Raw genomic sequence first — 25,070 nt, 5'->3', positions numbered from 1 at the left:
CGATGATTGCCTACCGCATCGGTTAGACTTGCCGACTTTCCTCGTATCAAGAAGCCCGTTCATGGCCCAGCCGTCCACTACCTACAAATTTGAACTGAACCTCACCGACCTCGACCGCAGTGTCTACGAGAGCGTCAAGCAGACCATCGCCCGTCACCCTTCGGAAACCGAAGAGCGCATGACCGTGCGCCTGCTGGCCTACGCCCTCTGGTACAACGAGCAGTTGTCGTTTGGTCGCGGTCTGTCAGACGTGGATGAACCTGCGCTGTGGGAAAAGAGCCTGGACGACCGTGTTCTGCACTGGATCGAAGTCGGCCAGCCAGACGCCGACCGTCTGACCTGGTGCTCGCGTCGTACCGAACGCACTAGCCTGCTCGCCTACGGCAGCCTGCGCGTCTGGGAAACCAAAGTGATCCCGGCAATCAAGAATCTGAAGAACGTCAACATCGCAGCAGTCCCGCAAGAAGTGCTGGAAACCCTGGCCAAGGACATGCCCCGCGTTATCAAGTGGGACGTGATGATCAGCGAAGGGACGATCTTCGTCACCGACGACCGTGGTCAGCACGAAGTCCAGTTGCAATGGCTGCAAGGTGAGCGCGGCTGATCCCGCGTCACCACCGGAATAATCCCACGTAATCAAGAGAAGTCTCCGTCACCCCATGCGTATCGAACCTCGTCAACTGCCCGAAACTCTGCCTTTTCTCGGTGATATTCCGCCGCTGCTGACCCGCCTGTACGCGGCGCGGGGCGTGCAATCCGAGGCAGAGCTGGACAAGAGTCTGGCGCGGTTGATCCCGTTCCAGCAACTCAAGGGCATTGATGCGGCGGTGGACTTGCTGGTGACGGCGCTGGAGCAACGCCAGCGCATCCTCATCGTCGGCGACTTCGATGCGGACGGTGCGACGGCCAGCACTGTTGGCATGCTTGGCTTGCGTCTGCTCGGTGCAGCACATGTTGATTATCTGGTACCGAACCGCTTTGAATATGGCTACGGCTTGACCCCGGAAATCGTCGAAGTTGCGATGACCCGCGAGCCGCATTTGCTGGTCACCGTGGACAACGGCATCTCCAGCGTCGAAGGCGTGGCTGCCGCCAAACGCCATGGCCTCAAAGTGCTGATCACCGATCACCACTTGCCGGGCGATGAACTGCCATTGGCCGACGCGCTGGTCAATCCGAATCAGCCAGGTTGCGAGTTTCCGAGCAAGGCATTGGCCGGCGTCGGGGTGATTTTCTATGTGTTGATGGCGTTGCGCGCGCGCCTGCGCAGCCTCGGCTGGTACGAGAACAAACCGCAGCCGAACATCGGCGAACTGCTCGATCTGGTGGCGCTGGGCAGCGTCGCCGACGTGGTGCCGCTCGATGCCAACAACCGGATTCTGGTGCATCAAGGCCTCGAACGCATTCGCGCCGGTCGCGCACGGCCGGGGATCAAAGCGATCCTTGAAGTGGCCAAGCGTGACGCTGCACGCATTACTTCAACGGATCTCGGCTTCATCGTCGGCCCGCGCCTCAACGCCGCCGGGCGTCTGGATGACATGAGCCTGGGCATCGAATGCCTGCTCACCGCCGACGCCAATCTGGCCCGGGAAATGGCCGCGCAACTGGACGGCATGAACCAGGATCGCAAATCCATCGAGCAGGGCATGCAGCGTGAAGCGCTGGCGCAGCTCAAGGACTTGCCGGTCGAGTCGATGCCGTTTGGTCTGTGCCTGTTCGATCCTGAGTGGCACCAGGGCGTGATCGGTATTCTCGCGTCGCGGATGAAAGAGCGTTACTTCCGCCCGACCATTGCCTTTGCGGATGCGGGTGATGGTTTGCTCAAGGGCTCGGGGCGCTCTGTTCAGGGCTTCCATATTCGTGATGCCCTGAGTGTGGTCGCGGCGCAGCACCCCAACCTGATCGCCAAGTACGGTGGCCACGCTATGGCGGCCGGTCTGACCTTGCCGCAGGAGAATTTTCCGCTTTTCGCCGAGGCATTCGACGCTGAAGTGCGTAGGCAACTTCGCGAAGACGACCTGACCGGACGGATGCTGACCGATGGCACGCTGGCGGTCGAAGAATTCCACCTCGAACTGGCTCGCGCCCTGCGCCATGCCGGGCCTTGGGGACAGCATTTCCCGGAGCCGCTGTTTCATGGCGTGTTTCAGTTGGTCGAACAGCGGGTGGTCGGCGAGCGGCATTTGAAAGTGGTGCTGAAGAGCGAGTGTGGTTCGGTGAAGCTGGATGGCATTGCCTTTGGCGTTGATCGCGATATCTGGCCGAACCCGACGATTCAGTGGGTTGAACTGGCTTATAAGCTCGACGTTAATGAGTTTCGGGGTAATGAAACCGTTCAGTTGATGATTGCCCACATCGAACCGCGCTGAAGATCAAAAGATCGCAGCCTGCGGCAGTTCCTACATGGGAATGCGGTTTCCTGCAGGAGCTGCCGAAGGTTCGGGCCGCGATCGGACGATCTTTTCTTGAATTTCCCGCGATCCCCCGTTGTCGACTAGGCTCTAAGCACTGCTTGATTGGCCTTGTGACGTCTTGTCGAATTTTTTGCCCGCGGGGGCGGGTGCTGCACCTTTTTCCTGTCACTCGTCGACTATTCAAACAGAACCCTGGAGCCTGCCCACTGATTTGAGAGGTGCCCCATGAGTCTGCTGCTTGAACCCTTCACCCTGCGCCAACTGACCCTGCCCAACCGCATCGCCGTCTCCCCGATGTGCCAATACTCGAGCGTCGATGGCCTGGCCAACGACTGGCACTTGGTGCACCTCGGCAGCCGCGCCGTGGGCGGCGCCGGTCTGGTCTTCACCGAAGCCACGGCGGTCACGGCCGACGGGCGGATCACCGCCGAAGACCTGGGCCTGTGGAACGACGAACAGATCGAACCGCTGCAACGCATCACCCGCTTCATCACGTCCCAGGGCGCAGTCGCCGGTATTCAATTGGCCCACGCCGGGCGCAAGGCCAGCACCCATCGGCCGTGGATCGGCAAGCATGGCAGCGTCAAACCGGATGATGGCGGCTGGACCCCGGTCGGGCCGTCGCCGATTGCCTTTGATCCGCAACACACGCAGCCCAGACAGCTGGATGAAGGGCAGATTGCCGACGTCATTCAGGCGTTTGTCGATGCCGCGAAACGAGCGTTGACGGCGGGTTTCAGCGTGGTTGAGGTACACGCCGCGCATGGTTATCTGCTGCATCAGTTTCTATCGCCGTTGAGCAATCAGCGCCGGGATCAGTACGGTGGTTCGTTTGAAAACCGCATTCGTCTGGTGCTGCAAGTGACCGAAGCGGTGAGGGCGGTCTGGCCTGAGGAGTTGCCGGTGTTTGTTCGCGTATCCGCCACCGACTGGGTTGAGGACGGCTGGAACCCGGATGAAACCGTGGAGCTGGCGCGACGTCTGCACACTTTGGGCGCGGATCTGATCGATGTGTCGTCGGGTGGAACGGCAGCCAACGCGGAAATTCCGGTTGGGCCGGGTTATCAGACACGCTTCGCCGAACGTGTGCGCAAGGAGTCAGGCATCGCCACCGGCACCGTGGGAATGATTACCGAGCCGGCGCAGGCCGAGCACATTCTGCGCACCTGTCAGGCTGATATCATCTTCCTCGCACGGGAACTGCTGCGTGATCCGTACTGGCCGTTGCATGCCGACGATGATCTCGGTGGGCGCAAAGCGGTGTGGCCGGCGCAGTATCAGCGTGCGACTCATCGGGATCAGCCGATTCATGAGTCTGATTTGCGCGATTGAGTCAGTCGCAATAAAGCAAAAAGCCCCGGTCAGTGATGGCCGGGGCTTTTTTTCTGGTGAGTGGTTTTGTGTTGACTGGGCGGATGCTATCGCGAGCAGGCTCACTCCTACAGGGATTCTGCCGTACACAGAATGTGTGTTCGACGCAGATTAAATGTAGGAGTGAGCCTGCTCGCGATGAGGCCCAATCAGACGCTAAAGAATCATCAAGGGTACTTACGCTTATCCGGCGCCGGCGGGAAGTACTGATACAACCAGGTCTCGCTCAACGTGCGGTCATTGGTGCGAATGAACAAACGCAGCTCCACCGGCTCCACACTGTCATTGGTCGGGTACCAGTCAAACAGGATGCGGTAACCCTTGATGTCATCCAGCACCAGCACGCTGAAGTCCTGCACTTTACCGTTCGAGCACGTCACCACCGGCTCGATCCCGGTACCTTGCGGCAGTCGATCCAGACCGCCCCCGGTGAAGTCCACGGCAAAACGACGCGCCCAGACCGGCGGATAATGCTCGCCCGGTGCCCAGCCTTCAACGAAACCGCCCATGCCGGAACGGGTTGCCTGCACTCGCGCCAGCGGCGTACTCACCGGCGGCAGCGCGCTCCAGTAAAGCTTGTAGCCATAATTCAACGAATCCCCGGCAGCCACCGGTTTTTTCGGTGTCCAGAACGCCACGATGTTGTCGAGGGTTTCCCCGGTGGTAGGAATTTCCAGCAGATCGATAGAGCCTTCGCCCCACGCGGTGGTCGGTTCTACCCACAGGCTCGGACGCTTGCTGTACCAGTCGACGGTGTCCTGATAGTTGGCGAATTCGTGGTCGGTCTGCACCAGACCAAAACCTTTCGGATCGGTGTCGGCAAAGGCGTTGAACTGCAGCGTCGCCGGGTTGTTCAGCGGCCGGCAGATCCACTCGCCGTTGCCGCGCCACATGGCCAGGCGATCCGAGTCGTGGATTTGCGGGTGAATGGTGTCGCACATGCGCCGTTCGTGGTTGCCGCAGCTGAACATGCTGGTCATCGGCGAGATGCCCAGTTGCTCGATGGCGGTGCGTGCATTGATGTGCGCGTCGATCTCCATCACCACGCGCTCGGCCTGGCAATCGATATCAAAGCGATAGGCGCCGGTCGCACTCGGCGAGTCGAGCAGGGCGTAGACCACAAAACGCGTGGCGTTCTTGTCCGGTGTCTCGAACCAGAACTTGGTGAAGTCAGGGAACTCTTCGCGTTTCTTCGCATAAGTGTCGATCGCCAGACCGCGCGCGGAGAGGCCATATTGGCCAGTCGCATCCACTGCGCGGAAATAACTGGCGCCGAGGAACGACACCACGTCATGGCGATCGAGTTCCGGCGCCTTGAACAGCTTGAATCCGGCAAAACCCAGATCGCCTTTGAGCTGCTGAGTGTCGACCGAGGTGTTTTCATAGTTGAACAGCGCCGGGCGGAAATGCACTTCGCGGGCTGTGCGGGTCTTGGGGTCGACGCTGTACATGCGCACCGGCTGGCGGAACCCCATACCGACGTGGAAGAACTGCACGTCCAGCTGACCCTTGTTCTCCTTCCACAGCGAATGCTCGCCGTCATAGCGGATCGCGTTGAAGTTTTGCGGGGTCATGGTCGCCAGCGTCGGCGGCAGCACCTGCTTGGTGTCCTGATAGGCACTGCCAGCCAGTTGCTTGGCCTGGCGCTTCAGCGCTTCGAAGTCAAACGCCTGCGCCTCGCCATCGGCGGCGCCACCATTGGCCGCCCACGCTCGGGTGGCCAGCAGGCCAGTGGCCGAAAGACCGGTGTAAGCCGCAATGGCCATGGACGCTTTGAGCAAATTCCTGCGGTGCATAAATACAACCTGTCGTGTGCAATCCCGCGCCTTTCCTGGCACGTGCTGGATCAGAAATAACGGTTCGGACAAGCCTTCGGCCAAACGCAACGGACTATAAACAGATGCCGGCTAGCTTAAACGGTTCGCTCGCAATGCAAAATTCGTTGATTCACCGCGCCAGTGTGTCAATGAAACAAGACATGTCGGTTAAAAATCTGACAGCGCGTTCTGATTTACACGGCATATCTGCTTTTTTCGACTAATTACTCTAAAAACCGCTTTTCAGCGCCGATTTAATTTCTATTCTATGGGTATGACCGGTGCGACCCATCTGACCGGTAGGGCACACGGCGCTGCTGTAAGGGGCAGGGCGATGTGGCGTTTTAGCAATTCTTTGAAGTATTGAAGGACATCGTCCATGGCAAAAATACAAGGTATCACCGACATGCTGGGCATCTTTCCGTGCCTGGGCAGCGGCCGCAAAAGGCGTCGGCTCAGCTCTGACGAAGTGAAGTTGGTGGAGCGTTATCGAGAGCTTTCGGAGAATGACCGGATTGCGATGCGGTATCTGGTGGATGCGATGCGGAGTGTTTCGCGGTTTTGAGTGAGGTGTGAAGTAACCAGCCGTCCTTTACGGCTGGTTCACCAATCCCGCGATCGTTCTGCCCGCTGGTGCAGAACACGAAGTATTTGAATGCGTCCGTGCATCAATCGGTAGGGAGCAATGAATGGATAGCGAGTCATCACCAACTCTCGAATATCGGGGGCGACCGACGGCCGCCCTGATCCCGGAAATTGTTCAAGTTGATGAAATGTTTTAAGAATCGAATCGATGATTTCTAAGGAGCCCTCTGAACCTAAAAGGCCTTGGTAGTGCTCATGGATGACATCGAGATCATTTTCAGCCCTTTTAGTCAGTACTACGTTCGGCACGTTTTGCCCACTTAGCCTTCACGGCATCCAGATCGGTGAGATTTCCAGCATCGGCATCTGCGATACCTTCGCTGATAGCTTGTAGATGCCATGACTCGGCTTCTACGTATCGAACCAGTGCACGCTTGAGATGGTATTGACGGTCTCTGTCCGTTGCCGCAGCCAGTTCATCCAGCTGCTGTGCCAACAATTCTTCGACGCGGAAAGATAGAACTGGCGAGGCCATGTCAGAATTCCTATGTATACGTTGTAAACGACGTAAACACCCTAGGCTGCTGCCAGAGCTTCGTCAACCGGTGAGCGTGCGACAGTCCAAGAAAACTGTAGCGGGCCATAATGGAACGAAGCGTCGAGATGTGTTGCGAAATGCTTGGCGCAACACTCTGACGTCAGAATCGACGCCAGAGATATACCGGTTTTGACGAGGATTTAGTTACAAGTCCCCTGAACCGGATACGGCCGCTGGCCGTGCATCAACTCCGGCACATCCCGCCATTTGACCCACGCCTGCTGTTGCCAGTGCAGCAACGGCACGGTGACGCCTGCCCAATGCATTGAACTCAAGCTCGGGTGGTTTTCCACAGGGCTTGATTGGGTTTCGCGCAGCATCGGGATGACTTCATGGCTCAGCCAATGGCGCAGGTGACGGTTTTCCGGAACGAAGTGATGGACGAGCAGCGCGAACAGGCCGGATTCGCTGACCATCGCGCAATCGACGATTTCGCCGTCCCTGCGCAGAAGCACATGGCGACGCTGGTCGGGATCGAGTTTCAGGGTGAGACGTTCGTTTAGCGGATAGCCCATCAAGCGACCGAGATCCTGAACACAGAACCAAGCTTCGTGATCTTGCATGAAGGCGTGGAGGAAGCGGTTGTGGCGGGTGAAGATGGTGGGGGTGAAGTGGGTCGACGATGAATTTTGGATTTGCGCAGACATGTAGTGACTTCCGGTTTGAGTAGGAAAGTCGCCATCAACTCTTCGACAAGTTGGGTGGCGAACCGCGTGGCGTTCGAAGTCGGGATACTTCCCGTCAAACGCGGCAAAGCCGGAAGGCCCGCGCCACACGGCCCGCCATAAAGCAAAACTGAAGCTGCGAAACAGCCACAATTCAATGGAGGGCATGCAAGCACCGCGTTGACAGTTTCCGGCTTCGACCCCGGGTCGCTGAATGAACAGCGACGGGATAAAGCCTATCGGTCAGGCGCTTGCGGCGACAAGTCTACCCTTTCGCCACACATCGTAGGAAATGGGGCTTTTTCAGGCAGGCTGTGTCTGTAGGAAATGCCTGTTTTTTTAGATTCCGCTGCTAAACCATCCCTGCACCGAAGATTTTCCTTTATGAGTTAGCAATCGGGAAAAGGGAGAAGCAATTCTGTGAGCAAAGATGAAGCGAAGGGTAAAAAGAGAAAGGTGATCGATCTGGATCGCTTCGAAGCTGTTAGAGGTAAAGCCGATATCAAATGGCGTACTGATGAATTGATGACAGTGCTTCGAGGAGACCCCGGAATCAAATCTCGATTCCGGGGTGATTCTTCTTAGCGACTCACCTTCCAAGCATCCCCAGCCGGCGCCTTGCCATGGTCATACGGCTTGCCAATCCACATGTAAACCAAGCCCAAGCCAATCACGATCGCCGTGCTCAACACCATCGCATAGTTCACATACCACGCTGCATCCGGCGTACGTGGCCAAGCCATGTTGATGATTGCGCCAACGCCATACACCAGCGCGCCGATGTTCACCGGCCAGCCCCAGGCGCCGAGGGTGAATTTGCCGCTTGGTTTCCAGCCTTTGCTGCGGGCGTACAGCGCGGCCAGCACGATCATCTGGAACGCGAGGTAGATGCCGATGGCGGCGAAGCTGACGATGGTTGCGACGGCGTCTTGCAGGAAGAAGCCGAGGGCGATGATCAGGGCCGGCAGGACGCCGGACACGAACAGTGCGGCAACCGGTACTTGGGTGGTAGGAGAAATCTTTTTCAGCAGTCGGCTGCCGATGACCATTTCGTCGCGAGCGTAGGAGTACAGCAGACGGCTCGCCGCTGCTTGTAGGCTGATGACGCAGGAGATGAAGGAAATCATCACCACGCCCATCACCACTTTCGAACCGACCGGGCCGAAGGCGTTGTTGAGGATGGTGGTGACCGGGTCTTTGTCGGTGCCGTTAATCACCGCTTGCATGTCCGGTACGGCGAGGATCAGTGCCAGGCAGGCGAACATCGCCGCGATGCCGCCGATGTAGATGGTCATGCGCATGGCCACCGGGATTTTTGCGCTCGGGTTCGGGGTTTCTTCGGCAACGTCGCCGCAGGCCTCGAAGCCGTAGTAAAGGAACATCCCCGCCAGCGAAGCAGTGAGGAAGGCCGGCAGGTACGAGCCGTCGACGCTGATGTCGAAGGTGTTGAACAGCACGCTGAGCGGTTGATGGCGTTCGAACACCAGCAAATAAACGCCGACGATCACCGCGCCCACCAGTTCGCAGAGAAAACCGAACATGGCGATGCGCGCCAGCACTTTGGTGCCGCTGAGGTTGACCAGTGTGGCGAACAGGGTCAGCACCAGCGCGATGACGATGTTGGTGTTGTTGCTCGGCTCAAAACCGAGCATGGCGGCCAGATACGGGCCAGCACCGACGGCGACCGCAGCGATGGTGACGCAGAGGGCGATGGAGTAGATCCAGCCGACCATCCATGCCCATTTTTTACCGACCAAGCGGCGTGCCCAAGGGTAAACGCCGCCGGAAATCGGGAACTGCGAAACCACTTCGCCGAAGATCAGGCACACCAGCAGCTGGCCGCAACCGACCAGCAAGTAAGCCCAGAACATCGGTGGGCCGCCGGCGGCGAGGCACAGGCCGAAGAGGGTATAAACCCCTACGACCGGTGACAGATAAGTGAAGCCCAGAGCGAAGTTTTCCCACAGGCTCATGCTGCGGTTGAAGTTCGAGGTGTAGCCCAGTTTGCGTAGTTGTTCGGCATCGCTGTCGGCAACGGCTGTGGCGAGATCGGGTGAGGAACTCATGTGTGTTTGCTCCGTGAAATCGGCAGATTTCGGATGGCCGAGGCCGTGGCGGGGCCATGCAGGCGCCGCCCGGGTCGGTAGTTATTGTTTTGGGATCCTGGTGGTGCGTAGTGCCGGTTTCTGCCTTGAAGCCGGAGTTGACGCCATCGCGAGCAGGCTCACTCCTACAGGTTGAAATGCAATTCCATGTAGGAGTGAGCCGGCTCCGGGCGGCGATCCGACGATGCTTTTTTTAATGCTTGAACATCACATGCCGAACCGTGGTGTAGTCCTCCAGCCCGTACATGGACATGTCCTTGCCGTAACCGGACAATTTCTGACCGCCATGGGGCATTTCGCTGACGAGCATGAAGTGCGTATTCACCCACGTGCAGCCGTACTGCAAACGCGCCGACATGCGATGCGCGCGTCCTACATCGGCGGTCCACACGGAGGAGGCGAGGCCGTAGTCCGAATCGTTAGCCCACTCCAGCGCCTGAGCTTCATCGGTGAACTGGGTCACCGAAACCACCGGCCCAAACACTTCGCGACGAACGATTTCGTCGTCCTGCTGCGCATCGGCCAGAACGGTTGGTTCAAAGAAGAAACCATTGCCCTCGACAGCCTTGCCGCCAGTGATCAAACGAATGTGCGACTGCGCCACAGCACGCTCGACGAATCCGGCCACACGGTCGCGATGTTGTGCAGTGATCAGCGGCCCCAGCTCGGTCGACGGATCATCCTGCAAGCCGTACTTGATGCTGCTGACCGCCGCACCGAGCTTCTCGACAAATTTGTCGTAGATACCTTGCTGCGCATAGATCCGGCACGCCGCCGTGCAATCCTGCCCGGCGTTGTAGAAACCAAAGGTACGAATGCCTTCCACCGCCGCATCGATATCGGCGTCATCGAAAATGATTACGGGTGCCTTGCCGCCCAGTTCCATGTGCATGCGTTTAACGCTGTCGGCAGTGCTGGAAATGATGTTGGCGCCCGTGGCGATGGAGCCGGTCAGCGAAACCATGCGCACTTTCGGGTGCGTGACCAACGGACTGCCGACGGTAGGACCGCGACCAAATACCAGATTGAGTACACCCGCCGGGAAGATTTCCGACGCCAGTTCGGCCAGACGCAACGCGGTCAGCGGGGTTTGTTCCGACGGCTTGAGCACCACGGTATTACCGGCGGCCAGCGCCGGGGCGATTTTCCAGGCGACCATCATCAACGGGTAGTTCCACGGCGCGATGGAGGCGATGACGCCGACCGGGTCGCGACGGATCATTGAGGTGTGGCCGGGCAGGTATTCGCCCCCGGCCGAACCGCTCATGCAACGGCTGGCGCCGGCAAAGAAACGGAACACGTCGGCAATTGCCGGAATCTCGTCGTTGAGCGCGGCGCTGTAGGGTTTGCCGCAGTTGTCGGATTCGAGTTTGGCCAGCTCTGCGCCGTGGGCTTCGATGGCGTCGGCGAGTTTGAGCAGCAGCAGTGAGCGGTCTTTCGGCGCGGTTTGCGACCACTCGGCGAAAGCGTTGTCGGCGGCGCGCACGGCGGCATCGACCTGGGCTTCAGTGGCTTCGTTGATTTCTACCAGGACTTCGCCGAGCGAAGGGTTGAGCACCGGTTGCGCCGGGCCTTCGCCGTTGACCAGTTGGCCGTTGATCAAGAGTTTGGTTTGCATGTCTGTTGTCCTCACTAACACTTTTATTGTTCTGGCCGAATCGAGAACCCTGTGGGAGCGAGCTTGCTCGCGAAAGCGATGTGTCAGTCGACATCAATGTCGGATGTGACGGCCTCTTCGCGAGCAGGCTCGCTCCCACGGGGATTTTTGGTGTTTGTTAGATATTTATTTGCCACCGCTTCCGGCAACGCTTTCGCCGCCGCGCGTCAGGTAATACGCGCCGAGGATCGGCAGCATCGTCACCATCATCACCAGCATCGCGACGACGTTGGTCACCGGCACGTCCCGTGGCCGGCTCAACTGATTGAGCAGCCACAACGGCAACGTGCGCTCATGCCCGGCGGTAAACGTGGTGACGATGATTTCGTCGAACGACAGCGCAAACGCCAACATGCCGCCGGCCAGCAACGCCGAGCCGAGGTTCGGCAAGATGATGTAGCGGAAGGTCTGCCAGCCATCGGCGCCGAGGTCCATCGAGGCCTCGACCAAACTGTGCGAAGTACGGCGTAGGCGGGCGATAACATTGTTGTAAACAATCACCACGCAGAAGGTCGCGTGGCCGACGATGATGGTGAACATCCCCGGCTCGATCCCCAGCGTCTTGAACGTCGCCAGCAGGGCGATCCCGGTGATGATCCCCGGTAACGCAATCGGCAAAATCAGCATCAGCGAAATGCCCTGTTTGCCGAAGAAGTCACGGCGGTACAGCGCTGCCGAAGCCAGCGTGCCGAGCACCATCGCAATCAGCGTGGCGATGGCTGCGATCTGCAGTGAAAGCTTGATCGACTCCAGAACATCCGGCCGCGAAAACGCCACACTGAACCAGTGCAACGTGAAGCCTTTCGGTGGAAAACTGAACGCGGCTTCTTCGGTGTTGAAGGCATAGAGGAAGATGATCAGTATCGGGAAGTGCAGAAACACCAACCCGCCCCAGGCTGCGATGCGCAAACCTAAAGAAGCTTTCTCCCCCTGCTTTTCTGAATTAGAGCGCATCGAAGGCCCCCAGACGTTTGACGATGGACAGGTAAACCGCGATCAACACAATCGGCACCAAGGTGAACGCCGCCGCCATCGGCATATTGCCGATCGCACCTTGCTGCGCGTACACCATGCTGCCGACGAAGTAGCCCGGCGGCCCGACCAGTTGCGGCACGATGAAGTCGCCCAGGGTCAGCGAAAACGTGAAGATCGAACCCGCGGCAATGCCCGGAATCGACAGCGGCAAAATCACCTGCATAAAGGTCTGACGCGGCTTTGCACCAAGGTCAGCAGAGGCCTGCAACAGCGACGGCGGCAGACGCTCCAGCGAAGCCTGAATCGGCAGGATCATGAACGGCAGCCAGATATAAACGAACACCATGAATCGCCCGAGATGCGAGGTCGACAAGGTGCTGCCGCCGACGCCGGGAATCCCCAAAATAAACTGCAAAACCGGCTCCATCCCCAAGTGCTGCACGAACCACTGCGCCACGCCGCCCTTGGCCAGCAGCAACGTCCACGCATAGGCCTTGACGATGTAACTCGCCCACATCGGCATCATCACCGCGATGTAGAAAAACGCCTTGGTTTTGCCGGTGGTGTAGCGCGCCATGTAGTAGGCAATCGGGAAGGCGACGATGGCGCTGGCGATCGACACGACGACGGCCATGCTCAGCGTGCGCAGGATGATGTCGAAGTTCGACGGCTGAAACAGCGCGGCGAAATTGGCCAGGGTCAGGTCCGGCGTGACCGCCATGGTGAAGTCGTCGAAGGTGTAGAAACCCTGCCACAACAGCACCAGCAGCGAGCCGAGATAAATCGCGCCGAACCACAGCAGTGGCGGCACCAGCAGCATCGATAAGTACAGGTTGGGCTTGCGATAGAGCAGGTTGGAAAACCTGCGCAACGGCGGCGATGCAGTCATCGCGAGCGTGCTCATGTCACACCCCGCTCGCCACGGTGTCGTGCAACGGAATCATCGCTTCCCGCGCCCAACGCGCGCTCAGGCGCTGGCCGGTCTGATGCTGTGCGCTGCTGTCGATCCACTGATTGTTGGCGTGGCTGATGCTCAGGGTCTGGCCGTTTTCCAACTTCAATTCATAGCGCGTGGCGCTGCCCTGATACTGGATGTCATGGAGCACGCCGCTGACTTCGATCTCGTGGCTGGCCAGTGGGCCTTCGGCGAAACGCACATGTTCCGGGCGGATTGAAAACGGCTGCGGATGGCCGCTGATTTCACGCGCCAGATCGCCACGAATCACGTTCGAGGTGCCGACGAATTCGGCGACAAACGTGGTGGTCGGTTTCATGTACAGATTGCGCGGCGTGTCGACCTGTTCGATGCGGCCCTTGTTGAACACGGCGACGCGATCGGACATCGACAGCGCTTCGGTTTGATCGTGGGTGACGAAGATGAAAGTGATGCCGAGCTGGCGTTGCAGCTTCTTCAGTTCGCTCTGCATTTGTTCGCGAAGTTTTAGGTCGAGCGCGCCCAAAGGCTCATCAAGCAACAGCACGCGCGGACGATTGACCAAGGCGCGGGCGAGGGCCACACGCTGGCGCTGACCGCCGGACAATTGCACCGGTTTGCGCGCGCCATAACCGCCGAGGGCGACCATGTCCAAGGCTTCTTCGGCGCGTTTGTGCCGTTCGGTCTTGCCGACGCCTTTGACCTTCAAGCCGTAGGCGACGTTGTCGAGGACGTTCATGTGCGGGAACAGCGCGTAATCCTGAAACACCGTGTTGACGTCACGCTGATACGGCGGCAATCCGGCCGCTTCGGCGCCGTGGATGCGGATCGAGCCGGCGCTCGGTTGTTCGAACCCGGCGATCAGGCGCAGGCACGTGGTTTTGCCCGAGCCGGAAGGGCCGAGCATGGAAAAGAACTCGCCGTCCTCGATATCGATGGAGACCCGGTCAACGGCTTTTACGTCGCCGAACTGCCGGGAAACGTTGGTGAACTGGACTGCAAGCGTCATGGTGCGGTGCTCCAAAAAGGCGAGGGCCGTCGCAGCGGCCCAGCCTGGACTTCTTCCGAATGATCGTTCCCACGCTCTGCGTGGGAATGCAGCCTGTGACGCTCTGCGTCACTTCGTGCGAATGGACGCGGAGCGTCCGGTGATGCATTCCCACGCAGAGCGTGGGAACGATCGACATCTAACGGTGAATGCGATCTGCTTTTAGCTCCCTCTCCCTCCGGGAGAGGGCGGGGGGTGGAGGGTGGCTTTATTGGCCGTTGCTCTGAAGTCAAAGGCAAGGTCAAAAGCTACCCCCTCACCCCAGCCCTCTCCCCCAGAGGGGCGAGGGGGAAAGGGAGCTCGATCGAGTCGCTCCCGGGCTTAGCGGCCGCCCATGATCGCGATGTAATCCTGGGTCCAGCGGCTATACGGCACGAACTTGCCACCTTCAGCCTGCGGGGTTTTCCAGAAGGCGATCTTGTCGAACTGGTCGAAACCGTTGGTCTTGCAACCTTCAGCGCCAAGCAATTCGCTCTCCTTGCACGCCGCCGGCACCGCCGGCAACGAACCAAACCACGCCGCCACATCACCCTGGACTTTCGGTTTCAGCGACCAGTCCATCCACTTGTACGCGCAGTTCGGGTGCTTGGCCTCGGCGTGCAACATGGTGGTATCAGCCCAACCCGTTGCGCCTTCTTTCGGAATGGTCGACGCGATCGGCTGCTTCTCGTTCATCAGGCCATTGACCTGATACGGCCAGGCGCTCGACGCCACCACGCCTTCGTTTTTGAAGTCGCTCATCTGCACCGTGGTGTCGTGCCAGTAGCGGTGGATCAGCGGCTGCTGCGCGCGCAGCAGGTCGAGTACGGCTTTGTACTGATCTTCGGTGAGTTGGTACGGATCCTTGATGCCGAGTTCTGGTTTAGTCGATTTCAGATACAGCGCCGCGTCGGCGATGTAAATCGGGCCGTCATAGGCCTGCACGCGGCCCTTGTTCGGCTTGCCATCCGGCAGATCCTGCGCGGCGAACACCACGTTCCAACTGGTCGGCGCAGTCTTGAACACGTTGGTGTTGTACATCAGCACGTTCGGGCCCCACTGGTACGGGGTGCCGTAAGTCTGCTTGTTGACCACGTACCACGGCGCGTCTTTCAGGCGCGGGTCGAGGGTGTTCCAGTTCGGGATCAACGCGGTGTTGATAGGCTGCACACGCTTGCCGACGATCAGCCGCAACGACGCATCGCCCGACGCGGTGACCAGGTCGTAACCGCCCTTGGCCATCAGGCTGACCATTTCGTCCGAGGTCGCAGCGGTCTTCACATTGACCTTGCAGCCGGTTTCTTTTTCGAAACCGGTCACCCAGTCGTAGGCTTTGTCGCTCTCGCCACGTTCGATGTAACCCGGCCACGCAACGATATCCAGCTGACCTTCGCCAGCGCCAACAGCCTTCAACGGCTCGGCGGCTTGCAGGCTGGCGCTGGCCAGCAAGGCCGTGGTGATTGCACTGAGCAGTGCGGTCTTGTGCACGAACATGGTTGAACCCTCTTCTTTAAATTATGGTCGGGGCAGTTGTGAACGCGGTGAAGCATGCCGTTGGCGGCTTGTTATTAGCGTAGTCAGAGATGCTGGCCGTGGCGGGCCATGATGTGCCGCACCACGCTGTAGTCCTGCAGCGAATCACTGGATAAGTCTTTGCCGTAGCCGGAGCGTTTCAGCCCGCCGTGGGGCATTTCGCTGACCAGCATGAAATGGCTGTTGATCCACGTGCAGCCGTACTGCAAGCGCGCGGCGACTTGCATCGCTTTGTCCAGATTTTGCGTCCACACCGACGAGGCGAGGCCGTATTCCGAATCATTGGCCCAGTCGACGGCCTGCGCGAGTTCGTCGAAACGGGTCACGGTGACCACCGGGCCGAACACTTCGCGCTGGACGATTTCGTCGCTCTGTTTGCAACCGGCGAGCAAGGTCGGTTGATAGTAGAAACCGGCGCCGGAATGCACCGCCGCACCGGTCACGCGTTCGATGTGCGGTTGACCGAGGGCGCGCTCGACGAAACTGGCGACGCGGTCACGCTGGCGGGTGCTGATCAGCGGGCCGATCTCGTTGTCGGCATCACGTTTGCCGGCGAAGCGCAGGCTGCTGACGGCGGCGCCGAGTTCGGCAACCAATTTGTCGTGAATCCCGGCCTGCGCGTAGATCCGGCACGCGGCGGTGCAGTCCTGCCCGGCATTGTAATAACCGTAGGTGCGCACGCCTTCGACTACGGCTTGAATGTCGGCGTCGTTGCAGACGATCACCGGGGCTTTGCCGCCGAGTTCGAGGTGCGTGCGTTTCAGGGTTTTCGCGGCGGCCTGGAGGATTTTCTGGCCGGTGACGATATCGCCGGTCAGCGAAACCATGCGCACTTTGGCGTGGCCGACCAAGTGGCTGCCGACGCCTTCGCCGCCACCGCAGATGATGTTGATCACCCCGCGCGGGAGGATTTCAGCCAGCGCTGGCGCCAGAGCGAGGATCGACAGCGGCGTGTGTTCGGACGGTTTGAACACCAGCGTGTTGCCGGCGGCGAGGGCCGGGGCGATTTTCCACGCGGCCATCATGATCGGGTAATTCCACGGCGCAATCGAGGCGACCACGCCAATCGGATCGCGGCGCACCATGCTGGTGTAGCCCGGCAGGTATTCGCCGCTGAGCTGACCGGTCTGGCAACGCACGGCGCCGGCGAAGAAGCGGAACACATCGACGGTCGCGGTCAAATCGTCCTGACGCGCCAGGTGCAACGGCTTGCCGCAGTTCAGCGATTCGAGGCGGGCGAGGTGGTCGGCGTGTTTTTCCACGGCGTTGGCGATCTCGAGCAACAGGTTCGAACGTTGCTGCGGCGTGGTGCGCGACCACTCGGCAAAGGCGCGGTGGGCGGCGAGGATGGCGGCTTCGACTTGCTCGGTGCTGGCCTCGGCGATGTGCGTGAGGATTTCGCCGGTGGCCGGATTGAGAATCGGCTCGACAAAACCTTCCCCAGCGACCAATTCGCCATCGATCAACAACGCGGTACACATCGGGGTCTGCGCGCCAGCCATTTTCCGCGATCTCTTTTCTTGTGTGGCCATTGTTGCTCCCTGATATCGGGAGCCGACCGTCTTATAGATGCAGCAAGACTAGTGCGCGGCTCCGAGGTCGACAAATTCTAAATACTGAAGGCAGCATTCGATTAAATAGATGGCTTGCGTCCGCCGTGGGGTTGCTCGCGGGCGACGGTGAGAAATGGATCGACCAGCGCCGGACGCGCGGTGCCACGGCGCCAGGCCAGACCGACGTCCAAGGTCTGGTTGAGGTCGGCGATGGGCCGTGCTTCGATGATGTCGCCCTCCAGTGACCACGGGCGATAGGTCATGTCCGGCTGAATCGACACGCCCAAACCGGCGGCGACCAGACTCCGCACGGCCTCGGTGGACGCGGTTCTCAGAGTGATCTTCGGTTGCAGCCCGGAACCGCGCCAGAAACGCTGGGCGTTGCGATCCATTTCATCGACGTTGAGTTGAATCAACGGCTCGCGGGCGACATCGGCGAGGTTGATGCTGTCGTGTTCCAGCAATGGGTGCTGCGCTGGCAGCCACAAACGGTGCGGCGAATGGGTTAGCACCTCGGTCTGCAAGGCGTGGCGGTCTTCGAGGTTGGAGAGGATCAGCACGCCGACATCGATTTCGCCGCTGACCAGCAAATGCTCAATGTAAGGGCGCTCGTCTTCCATCACGCGGATTTCGACGTTGGGATAGGCGCGTTGAAAACGGGTGAGCAAATCTGCCAGGTAATAACCGGCGACCAGACTGGTCACGCCGACGATCAACTGGCCGGCGACCTGATCGGTGCTCTGTTGCAGGCTGCGTTTGGCGTTGTCCACAGTCGCCAGAATCAGGTGCGCCTGGCGTAGGAATTGGTGACCCTGGTGCGTAAGGGTCATGCCCTTGGCATGGCGGCTGAACAGACTGACACCGATTTCTTCTTCCAGTTGCTGGATCGCCAGGGTCAGGGTCGATTGGGAAATGAACGCGGTTTGTGCGGCGGCGGAGATCGAACCGGTTTCGGCCACGGCGATGAAGTGACGAATCTGACGCAGGGTCATCATGAGAAGGGCTACCCAGTGGGCGGTTTTTATCGATTGGCCTGAGTGTATATCTATTTTCGCGAACGGCTTGGCCGTACTGAGCAACATCTGGAAGCACACTCGCAAGCAGGGCAGGGGCACTTTCGAACTAGGCTGGAGGCCTTATAGATCCGGATAACCCCTGTTTTGGAGGCGGAACATGAACACCCGTGGATTGCTCGATCAACTGCTCAAGTCCGGCCAGGATCTGTTGCAGAACAAGGCCGGTGGCACTCAGAACAAACCGGCTGGCGGTGGCTTGGGCGGTTTGCTTGGCGGCGCTTCTGGCTCCGGTGGACTCGGCAGTCTGCTGTCAGGTGCGGGCGGTGGTGCGTTGGCGGCTGGCGCGATGGGCCTGCTGCTCGGTAACAAGAAGGTGCGCAAGGTTGGCGGCAAGGTCGCGATCTACGGTGGCCTCGCGGCGCTCGGCGTGCTGGCTTACAAGGCTTATGGCAACTACAACGCGCAGAAAGGCACCGCCCCACAAAGTGAACCGCAGACCCTTGATCGTCTGCCACCGGCGCAGGCCGAACAACACAGCCAGGCCATCCTCAAGGCGCTGGTCGCTGCCGCGAAGGCCGACGGCCACATAGATGACCGCGAACGCGAACTGATCGAAGGCGAATTCACCAAACTCGACAACGACCAGGAACTGCAACACTGGCTCCACGCCGAACTCAACAAACCCCTTGATCCCACAGACGTTGCTCGCGCTGCGAGTACGCCGGAGATGGCGGCTGAGATGTACATCGCCAGCGTGATGTTGGTGGATGAGGAAAACTTTATGGAGAAGAGCTACCTGGATGAACTGGCGCGGCAATTGAACCTGGAGCCGGGGTTGAAGGTGGAGTTGGAGAAGCAGGTGCGACAGTCGAACTGAAGCGCTACATCATCCGGGCCGATGAACGTCATCAAAATCATCGGCCTTCGGAGTAGCAACTATGCCTTTCGCTTCTTGAGAGCGGTAATACGCCTCAATCGTCAACGATGGATCGATACGCGCTTTGACGATGCAAGCCTCCTTTTGCCATGGATACTCTTGCAGTTGCCTGGACAGAGTTTTCAGGCCGCCTGTGGCCCATCCTTTTTCTGACTGATCTCTCCATCGACGTGGGTTGCGGCCTGTTTTTACATCGTGGGCCGCAGTCACGGGATCAAGATGGCGACTTTGCTCAAGCGCAGGCAGGTCAGGCAACGGCTGTGTGACATCCATGTAACGCTGCAGACAATCCCAAAACGCGAGTGCGTTCGACTGATCCAATCCCAGCGAGTGAACCTTGGTCGCCAAGCAAATTTTGTTATCCGTATAACGGTGATGCAACCACAGAGCATAGTCATGGGAGCCAAAGCCATTAGGAAGCAGTTGAAGCACTGGGTCAAACTCTTCAAACGGTGCAACGAATAGCTGACGGAAGCGCCTTTTGAATCTGAGCATGCCATCAGTTCGATTGAATTCGCTGCCATCATGCGTGCTGATTTTACTATGAGTCCACAATAGTGCGTCGGTGCCGAGAGAGGCTACGAAATATAGAAAGGCGCCTGCCCATAGGGCGATACACATTGAGTTTGCACTGAATAATGAGCCTTGTATCCAATAGGTAGTCATTGCACCGGCTACAAATCCCAGGATTTGCATGTAGTGAGCAAATTTATTTCCCTTCATGAATAACACGAGAGAGGTGAGCATCAAAATGGCGGTGGAAATACCAATGAACGCACCTCCTGCAGTGCCAGGGTTGCCATATCCTAGCTCTGCTCCTATAGAACCAAAGACCCCTAGAACCCACGGTGCCCAGATGAACGAATAGCAAACGAGCTTAAGTACGAAAAAAAAATGGGAGACTTTGCTGGAGTTTTGAAATTTCCAGCGTTTATTGCTGCAATAGGTTTCTTCGTCGTGATCGCTTTTTTTATCCCTGACCAAGAGTCTGATAGTTTCAAGTTGAGAACTGACTTCTACCTCCGGCTCTAAGTTGGCGTAATTGCCAAACGCCAAATGAGTGTTAAATATCCCGGTCCGGTTTGCATCTTCCGTGCTGCGAGGTGGAGGCAAAGGTTTTTTGCTGTTGCTTCGGTATGCTCCATTCGCATAGATTTTATCTAGTTCAGTAATCATACTTTAGACTCGATTATTTCAATCTGCCAATAAGCGGGTGCATCCTCGGGAGGAATGTTATCCGGAGGTGTTTGGCGATCTTTAGTAGTAAATGCTTTCCATTTTTTTGGACTAGGTTGAGGCAGCACTAAAATATCTTCTGTTTCGTTAACGCTGAGTTCAAATTGCGCGCTGATTTTAAGCCCCTCAGTCATTTCGAAGCTGTAGCGTTGCAGTGGAGTGAGGTGCGCAACGGGAAGGCTAGGTGACAGAATGTACAGTACGCTGGTCGCATCGAGTGGTAAGGCAGAGATCTTTGGATTTACCGCCGGTACACGGTTATACCGTTTGACAGCTAATAATCCAGACCTCTCTAGTTTGCTTTGGAATTCCTGTGCGATTAATCGGAACTTTTTATCATTTTCAAACATTGACAATAGAGGTGAGCTCAAAACTACAGCCCAATCATTGTCATTCAGTAATTGCTTTTCAGGAAGCACGCATTCCAGTGCTGAGTCAGGCTTTTTTGACCGATTGTTATCTGCGCTTTGTAATGCGATTCGGTGAGCGATAGGCGCCTTCTTGCGCCATTCAGATAAACGCTCAACAAAGATTTGGGGTCTCCCGATGATGCCAAGAAGTTGCTGGTAAGCTATTTTCTGGTCTTTTAAATGTGTAAAGATATCACGCTTGCCAATGAGGCTGTCTAACATTCCCGCCTCGGCAAATTGAACGCCAAAAGGGCCTTTTTTTACGATAATTTCAGTGTCACTGTCAGTGAATATATTCGCAGCAATTGTGCCGCCGATAGTCATTACTACGCCAGCAAGCAAGATGTATGGATTTACAACCAGGCCTAATCCATAAGCGCCCCACAAGCCACTGCCAACTGCAACAACTCCATACGCTGCGGCTGCATCAGTATCGCCTTGACTGAAGGATCGGTAGCTGTCCCATCCACCAAGCACCGCTCCTCCAAGGGTTGCAATACCACCTACCGAGCGGAGTAATGGTAGTTTTGAACTACCCGTTTGATTTTTTAAGTTTCGCGCCCAGTTTATAGAGATTTTTGCTATGTCAAATCGCGGCTTGGTTAACTTTCGCTCCATCGTAGAGCCGAATAGTAGCTTGCTGTGACTTCCCAGTGCTGCGGATAAATCCAGTGTTGCGCTGGCTATTCCTGCGCTGCCTCGAAGTGCCTCATTGCTGGCGCTAAGGTCTTTGTAAGCTTTTATCTGTGCCCAAATATTATATGTTGCAAACGCTACCATTAATGTTGGTATTGCTTTGTTTTTTTCCAGAACTTGCGTTGTTGAGCTCATTTGTACACGAAAGGTGCTGTAGCTTGCCAAGTCTGGATGGTCTTTTGGTATGGCAATTACAGTTAAATTCCGCAAGCTGGGACGTGACGAACGACCTGTTCGTGGACTTGTGCTACCTAAAGTTTCACCTGATTGATTATGCAGCGTCGCATAGCGATAACTTTTTCTTGTTAATGCCTGGCGTTCGACTTCAGTGAGTCCGCCGCGCAAACCAGCGCCTTGTACACCAATAACGACATAATCCTGTGCGAGCGCTTGGCCTTGTTGCATCAGTTTTATAGTTGCTACTTTTGGGAGTAGCGCTGAAAGTGTCGAGAATGCGGGCGTGAATATCCGATCAAGCTGGATTTTTGAGGCATCTTGAGATATTCGGCTAATTTGCGCTACTACGCTTGCACCAAAATTATCGAATAAGTCCGCGAGAAAATAAATGAAACCCTTCCCCGCACTTGGCTGATCCACTGCCCCGGTCAACGTAGATGTCAGGATCAAAGTACTTAGCCCGGTCAATGCTGGATCGGGCGCTTGGGTTTTTTTTCTAAGTTTGATAATTCGTTTTATCGTTTCTGGAAGCTGCTCCTGATTTTTTGCTAATAACAGTGAGCCAAGCGGGTGCTCACCTTTCAATATGGCCTCGCAAATGCGATTTGAGGACGCAGTAATCTCTTTGTATCCTTGGCCGGTGTACATTGCATCGCAACGATTCGGTAATTGATTGAGCGCCTCAAGTATTTCGGTCATTAAGCTGTAAGGCTCTAAGAGACCCTCATCATTTCTATAACACCAGTCGAGAAGGACTGTATGCAATTTTTTGTTAGTTACGTCAATAAGGCGAGACAGTAGTGCTGCCAATTTCTCTCGACATTTTTTTCGCTCGTTTTCGAATACGACACTCTGCAATTTTGGCCAATCGACCTTGTCTTTTAAATCGGCTAATGGCCCTGCGAGCGCGCTGTACAAAACCTGAGCATATTGTCCATGTTGCTGATGGGGAACAAGAGCATTCAGAGTCTGCAGATAATCAACACATTCGCGAATTTGCGCCGTCGCGTGGCGCACTTCGTATAACGGATCGTCGAGAATCATCCCAATCAGATGCGGGTAACCACGCAGTCCGTTTTGGGTTAGCAAATCCTCTCCAGCCTCTAGGGTCGGTAGAGCCGGCGGTGGCGCGTGTTTGATTTTCTGGGCAAGCTCTTCTTTGCGCTTTTGCAGCTTCACGATTAGCGCATCGGGTTTGAAGGCTGCGAAGTCCGGCGTGAACTGCGCAGGATCTTCCATAGCCGCTTCAATGCTGAAGTCGCGTGAACGCAGGCCTTTGGTCAGTTTTGTGATCTGTGTCGCGGGGTGAATTGATGTTGCCTTCCAGATCGTCGTGTCACCCGCTGTTGCTGCCCAGGCGGAGGCCATATTTTGGCTGCGGGCCCTGATTCGGCTTGGGTCTTCTTCCAGCCAGGTGATGTATTCCCACGTCCAGGAAACTTCACTGAAAGCCATGCTGAATTGTCGACCCAAAAAGCGGCCGTCGAGAATCATCGGTACCAGGATCAACTGCTGGTTGACGCCCACCGGCTCACGTTTATCGGCGTTGCCTTTTTGATCCCCCACTTTTCGCCAGTGGGCCAGGTCAACTTCGGCCAACTGCCCTTTGCCATCGGTAACGAGTTCACGCCAAACTTTGTTGTTTTGGAACACATAGACGCGACCCGCGCGCGGCACGCCGCCCTGCAGAGTTTCATTGAGCTTGTCGTGGCCGGGCAGGCGAGCGAGAGGTGTGACGGCAAGCACAATATTTTTCTGGAACCTATCCAGTTCCTCAGTGGTTTTCGCGTCCACCATGATGGGAATCTGCAGGTGCCCGCCGTCGATACGTTCTACGTTAAGCACCAGCCGGTATTTTTGATCATTCTCGTAGTCGACTTTCTTACGCGTTCCTTCGTTAATGGATTTGTCCTTGAACTCACTCATGCCTTGTCCTCTGGCCTCAGCAATTGCAATTGGCTGCCTGATTCGGGATCGCCCCACACATCGACGATGAGGGCCTCTTTACCTTTTTCGCTGGTATTTCTCGCGGCGGGTTTATTTAGCGGTGCATTGCCCAGGAGTTGCCCGACCGGAGCGTTATCTGCTGGCTTGGGTGGCACTGGAAGTGCCGCTGCAGCTCCCGTCCCGCTAACTGGACTGCCGCCGGAGTTCATGTCTATCACCGGGCCGCTCAGTGTAACGCCACTGGCGTCGATCTTGATGAAGCTGCCGCCGCCAATCAGGGTCAGTTCGCTACCGGCTTCCATTACGATTTTGGTGCCACTATCAAGATGAATTTCCTGCCCCGCATCAATGAACTGCCCAGTCCCAATCTTGATGTGCTGATTCACGCCCACGGTGAGATGATCATTCGCCCGCGCTTCGACTTTGCGATCGGCGTAGACGGTGTGGTGTTCTTCGGCCTTGAATTCCGTGTAGCTGTTCTTTTCGACGGTGTCGTGACGTTCGTTGCCGACGCGGATCTTCTGGTCGTGCTCGATGTTTTCATCCCAGTCGCGCTGGGCGTGCAGGTAGATCTGTTCCTGACCTTTTTTGTCTTCGATGCGCAGTTCGTTGTAACCACCGCCGCCCATCGAGCTCAGGGTTTTGAAGGTGCTGCGGGTCTTGTTCGCCGGCAGTTCATACGGGACGGTGTTTTCCTTGTGGTACAGGCAGCCGCTGATCAACGGTTGATCGGGGTCGCCCTCAAGGAAGGTGACCAGCACTTCCATGCCGATGCGCGGGATGGCGATGCCGCCGTACTGGGCGCCGGCCCAGGCGCTGGAGACGCGCAGCCAGCAGCTGGTTTTGTCGTCGGCCTGGCCTTCGCGATCCCAGTGGAACTGGACTTTGACGCGGCCGTATTCGTCGCAGTGGATTTCTTCGCCTTTCGGGCCGGTGACCACGGCGCTCTGGCTGCCGAGGATGCGCGGTTTCGGGTGGCGCAGGGGCGGGCGGTTGGGCACGTCCCACGGCGTGGCCTGGAAGCGGTTGCGGTAGCCCTGGTGGAAATCGTCTTTGAGTGCAGTGGTGTCGCTGGTTACCGACTCTTCGAGGACTTGCGGCTGCTTGCCTTCGTGGTGGACTTCGGTGAGCAGCCAGAGGTCATTCCATTTGGCTTTCGGGTGCGCGGTCAGGGCGAGGAAGTGGCCGCTGACCAGCAACGGTTGATCGCTCTTGCCTTCGGCCAGTTTGAAATCGCTGCGATGGCGTTCGAGGGCGCGTTTGGCCAGGTGTTTGCCGCGTTCGCGGTCAATGAAACGACCCGGATAATCGTAGTCCTCGAGGTCGGGCAGGGCGTCGCTACGGTTTTCGCTTTCCAGCGTCAGGCGCGGTTTTTCGAAGTCGTAATCGCGGCGGGTGGTGCGGCTGGTGCGGGTTT

Annotated in this window: 21 protein-coding genes; 6 read left to right on the top strand and 15 right to left on the bottom strand. The window is 57.5% G+C overall.

The annotated features are described in order from the left end of the window. Nucleotides 1–61 precede the first annotated feature (61 nt). The 3 genes from ACWR1S_RS22805 (at nt 62) to ACWR1S_RS22795 (ending at nt 3,746) form a co-directional block, all read left to right on the top strand. Nucleotides 62–604, top strand: coding sequence for a YaeQ family protein (locus ACWR1S_RS22805; protein ID WP_007908961.1), 543 nt, complete (start codon nt 62–64; stop codon nt 602–604). A 55-nt stretch (nt 605–659) separates the two neighbouring features. Next, nucleotides 660–2,369, top strand: a complete 1,710-nt coding sequence (recJ, locus tag ACWR1S_RS22800; protein ID WP_095119341.1) for a single-stranded-DNA-specific exonuclease RecJ — start codon at nt 660–662, stop codon at nt 2,367–2,369. Between the two features lie 270 nt (nt 2,370–2,639). Further along, nucleotides 2,640–3,746: an NADH:flavin oxidoreductase/NADH oxidase gene (locus ACWR1S_RS22795; protein WP_454565085.1), complete on the top strand. Its 1,107-nt coding sequence runs from the start codon at nt 2,640–2,642 to the stop codon at nt 3,744–3,746. A 206-nt stretch (nt 3,747–3,952) separates the two neighbouring features. Here the strand turns inward: ACWR1S_RS22795 and ACWR1S_RS22790 are convergent, their stop codons facing one another. Further along, entirely contained in the window at nt 3,953–5,581 is a 1,629-nt protein-coding gene (locus tag ACWR1S_RS22790) for a glucan biosynthesis protein D (protein ID WP_454565084.1), read from the bottom strand. A 400-nt stretch (nt 5,582–5,981) separates the two neighbouring features. Here ACWR1S_RS22790 and ACWR1S_RS22785 point away from each other — a divergent pair, with 400 nt between their 5' ends. Further along, the gene (locus tag ACWR1S_RS22785) at nt 5,982–6,167 is read left to right on the top strand and encodes a hypothetical protein (protein ID WP_007908956.1); all 186 of its coding nucleotides are present in this window, start codon (nt 5,982–5,984) and stop codon (nt 6,165–6,167) included. Nucleotides 6,168–6,205: 38 nt separating this feature from the next. On the opposite strand, the gene ACWR1S_RS22780 is transcribed toward ACWR1S_RS22785, so the two are convergent. The 3 genes from ACWR1S_RS22780 to ACWR1S_RS22770 all read right to left on the bottom strand — a co-directional run bounded on the left by ACWR1S_RS22780 (nt 6,206) and on the right by ACWR1S_RS22770 (nt 7,432). Beyond that, nucleotides 6,206–6,496: a type II toxin-antitoxin system RelE/ParE family toxin gene (locus ACWR1S_RS22780; protein WP_223026401.1), complete on the bottom strand. Its 291-nt coding sequence runs from the start codon at nt 6,494–6,496 to the stop codon at nt 6,206–6,208. Continuing rightward, a complete protein-coding gene (locus ACWR1S_RS22775; RefSeq protein ID WP_454565083.1) occupies nt 6,474–6,722 on the bottom strand; it encodes a CopG family ribbon-helix-helix protein in 249 nt (82 codons plus the stop codon). The genes ACWR1S_RS22780 and ACWR1S_RS22775 overlap by 23 nt, the downstream gene beginning before the upstream one ends. 203 nt (nt 6,723–6,925) lie before the next feature. Then, a complete protein-coding gene (locus ACWR1S_RS22770) occupies nt 6,926–7,432 on the bottom strand; it encodes a BRO-N domain-containing protein (RefSeq protein WP_454565109.1) in 507 nt (168 codons plus the stop codon). 438 nt (nt 7,433–7,870) lie between these two features. Between ACWR1S_RS22770 and ACWR1S_RS22765 the strand changes: the two genes are divergently transcribed. Further along, nucleotides 7,871–8,035 carry a hypothetical protein gene (locus ACWR1S_RS22765; RefSeq protein WP_160056119.1) on the top strand — a complete coding sequence of 55 codons (165 nt, stop codon included), beginning with the start codon at nt 7,871–7,873 and terminating at the stop codon, nt 8,033–8,035. Here ACWR1S_RS22765 and ACWR1S_RS22760 read toward each other — a convergent pair. From ACWR1S_RS22760 to ACWR1S_RS22725, 8 genes are all read right to left on the bottom strand, one after another. After that, on the bottom strand, nt 8,032–9,516 hold the full coding sequence (locus ACWR1S_RS22760; RefSeq protein WP_007908950.1) for an APC family permease: 1,485 nt from the start codon (nt 9,514–9,516) through the stop codon (nt 8,032–8,034). The genes ACWR1S_RS22765 and ACWR1S_RS22760 overlap by 4 nt on opposite strands. 232 nt (nt 9,517–9,748) lie before the next feature. Next, complete coding sequence (locus ACWR1S_RS22755; protein ID WP_454565082.1) at nt 9,749–11,173, bottom strand: gamma-aminobutyraldehyde dehydrogenase; 1,425 nt, start codon at nt 11,171–11,173, stop codon at nt 9,749–9,751. Nucleotides 11,174–11,338: 165 nt separating this feature from the next. Further along, nucleotides 11,339–12,166 (bottom strand): ABC transporter permease, encoded by an 828-nt coding sequence (locus tag ACWR1S_RS22750; RefSeq protein ID WP_454565081.1) that lies wholly within the window; start codon nt 12,164–12,166, stop codon nt 11,339–11,341. Then, entirely contained in the window at nt 12,156–13,076 is a 921-nt protein-coding gene (locus ACWR1S_RS22745) for an ABC transporter permease (protein WP_454565108.1), read from the bottom strand. The genes ACWR1S_RS22750 and ACWR1S_RS22745 overlap by 11 nt, the downstream gene beginning before the upstream one ends. A gap of 16 nt (nt 13,077–13,092) precedes the next feature. Further along, a complete protein-coding gene (locus ACWR1S_RS22740; protein WP_454565080.1) occupies nt 13,093–14,130 on the bottom strand; it encodes an ABC transporter ATP-binding protein in 1,038 nt (345 codons plus the stop codon). A gap of 360 nt (nt 14,131–14,490) precedes the next feature. Next, nucleotides 14,491–15,642: a putative ABC transporter substrate-binding protein YdcS gene (gene ydcS / locus ACWR1S_RS22735; protein ID WP_454565079.1), complete on the bottom strand. Its 1,152-nt coding sequence runs from the start codon at nt 15,640–15,642 to the stop codon at nt 14,491–14,493. Between the two features lie 83 nt (nt 15,643–15,725). Next, the gene (locus ACWR1S_RS22730) at nt 15,726–17,183 is read right to left on the bottom strand and encodes a gamma-aminobutyraldehyde dehydrogenase (protein WP_414916573.1); all 1,458 of its coding nucleotides are present in this window, start codon (nt 17,181–17,183) and stop codon (nt 15,726–15,728) included. A 131-nt stretch (nt 17,184–17,314) separates the two neighbouring features. Next, nucleotides 17,315–18,229 (bottom strand): LysR family transcriptional regulator, encoded by a 915-nt coding sequence (locus ACWR1S_RS22725; RefSeq protein ID WP_007949637.1) that lies wholly within the window; start codon nt 18,227–18,229, stop codon nt 17,315–17,317. Nucleotides 18,230–18,407: 178 nt separating this feature from the next. Between ACWR1S_RS22725 and ACWR1S_RS22720 the strand changes: the two genes are divergently transcribed. Next, the gene (locus tag ACWR1S_RS22720) at nt 18,408–19,127 is read left to right on the top strand and encodes a tellurite resistance TerB family protein (protein WP_454565078.1); all 720 of its coding nucleotides are present in this window, start codon (nt 18,408–18,410) and stop codon (nt 19,125–19,127) included. A gap of 9 nt (nt 19,128–19,136) precedes the next feature. On the opposite strand, the gene ACWR1S_RS22715 is transcribed toward ACWR1S_RS22720, so the two are convergent. The 3 genes from ACWR1S_RS22715 to tssI all read right to left on the bottom strand — a co-directional run. Further along, complete coding sequence (locus tag ACWR1S_RS22715; RefSeq protein ID WP_454565107.1) at nt 19,137–19,808, bottom strand: hypothetical protein; 672 nt, start codon at nt 19,806–19,808, stop codon at nt 19,137–19,139. Between the two features lie 551 nt (nt 19,809–20,359). Beyond that, nucleotides 20,360–23,632 carry a hypothetical protein gene (locus ACWR1S_RS22710; protein WP_454565077.1) on the bottom strand — a complete coding sequence of 1,091 codons (3,273 nt, stop codon included), beginning with the start codon at nt 23,630–23,632 and terminating at the stop codon, nt 20,360–20,362. Beyond that, on the bottom strand, nt 23,629–25,070 hold a 1,442-nt coding region (gene tssI, locus ACWR1S_RS22705), incomplete at its 5' end, for a type VI secretion system tip protein TssI/VgrG (protein ID WP_454565076.1). The genes tssI and ACWR1S_RS22710, both read right to left, overlap by 4 nt.

The sequence above is a fragment of the Pseudomonas sp. AIG genome (assembly GCF_977020205.1).
This window is presented reverse-complemented; position numbering and strand designations above follow the sequence as displayed.

Coding starts and splice junctions, on each gene's coding strand:
- ACWR1S_RS22805 (WP_007908961.1), top strand. CDS start 62: ATGGCCCAGCCGTCCACTACCTACAAATTTGAACTGAACCTCACCGAC.
- recJ (WP_095119341.1), top strand. CDS start 660: ATGCGTATCGAACCTCGTCAACTGCCCGAAACTCTGCCTTTTCTCGGT.
- ACWR1S_RS22795 (WP_454565085.1), top strand. CDS start 2,640: ATGAGTCTGCTGCTTGAACCCTTCACCCTGCGCCAACTGACCCTGCCC.
- ACWR1S_RS22790 (WP_454565084.1), bottom strand. CDS start 5,581: ATGCACCGCAGGAATTTGCTCAAAGCGTCCATGGCCATTGCGGCTTAC.
- ACWR1S_RS22785 (WP_007908956.1), top strand. CDS start 5,982: ATGGCAAAAATACAAGGTATCACCGACATGCTGGGCATCTTTCCGTGC.
- ACWR1S_RS22775 (WP_454565083.1), bottom strand. CDS start 6,722: ATGGCCTCGCCAGTTCTATCTTTCCGCGTCGAAGAATTGTTGGCACAG.
- ACWR1S_RS22770 (WP_454565109.1), bottom strand. CDS start 7,432: ATGTCTGCGCAAATCCAAAATTCATCGTCGACCCACTTCACCCCCACC.
- ACWR1S_RS22760 (WP_007908950.1), bottom strand. CDS start 9,516: ATGAGTTCCTCACCCGATCTCGCCACAGCCGTTGCCGACAGCGATGCC.
- ACWR1S_RS22755 (WP_454565082.1), bottom strand. CDS start 11,173: ATGCAAACCAAACTCTTGATCAACGGCCAACTGGTCAACGGCGAAGGC.
- ACWR1S_RS22750 (WP_454565081.1), bottom strand. CDS start 12,166: ATGCGCTCTAATTCAGAAAAGCAGGGGGAGAAAGCTTCTTTAGGTTTG.
- ACWR1S_RS22745 (WP_454565108.1), bottom strand. CDS start 13,076: ATGACTGCATCGCCGCCGTTGCGCAGGTTTTCCAACCTGCTCTATCGC.
- ACWR1S_RS22740 (WP_454565080.1), bottom strand. CDS start 14,130: ATGACGCTTGCAGTCCAGTTCACCAACGTTTCCCGGCAGTTCGGCGAC.
- ydcS (WP_454565079.1), bottom strand. CDS start 15,642: ATGTTCGTGCACAAGACCGCACTGCTCAGTGCAATCACCACGGCCTTG.
- ACWR1S_RS22730 (WP_414916573.1), bottom strand. CDS start 17,183: ATGGCTGGCGCGCAGACCCCGATGTGTACCGCGTTGTTGATCGATGGC.
- ACWR1S_RS22725 (WP_007949637.1), bottom strand. CDS start 18,229: ATGATGACCCTGCGTCAGATTCGTCACTTCATCGCCGTGGCCGAAACC.
- ACWR1S_RS22720 (WP_454565078.1), top strand. CDS start 18,408: ATGAACACCCGTGGATTGCTCGATCAACTGCTCAAGTCCGGCCAGGAT.
- ACWR1S_RS22715 (WP_454565107.1), bottom strand. CDS start 19,808: ATGTGTATCGCCCTATGGGCAGGCGCCTTTCTATATTTCGTAGCCTCT.
- ACWR1S_RS22710 (WP_454565077.1), bottom strand. CDS start 23,632: ATGAGTGAGTTCAAGGACAAATCCATTAACGAAGGAACGCGTAAGAAA.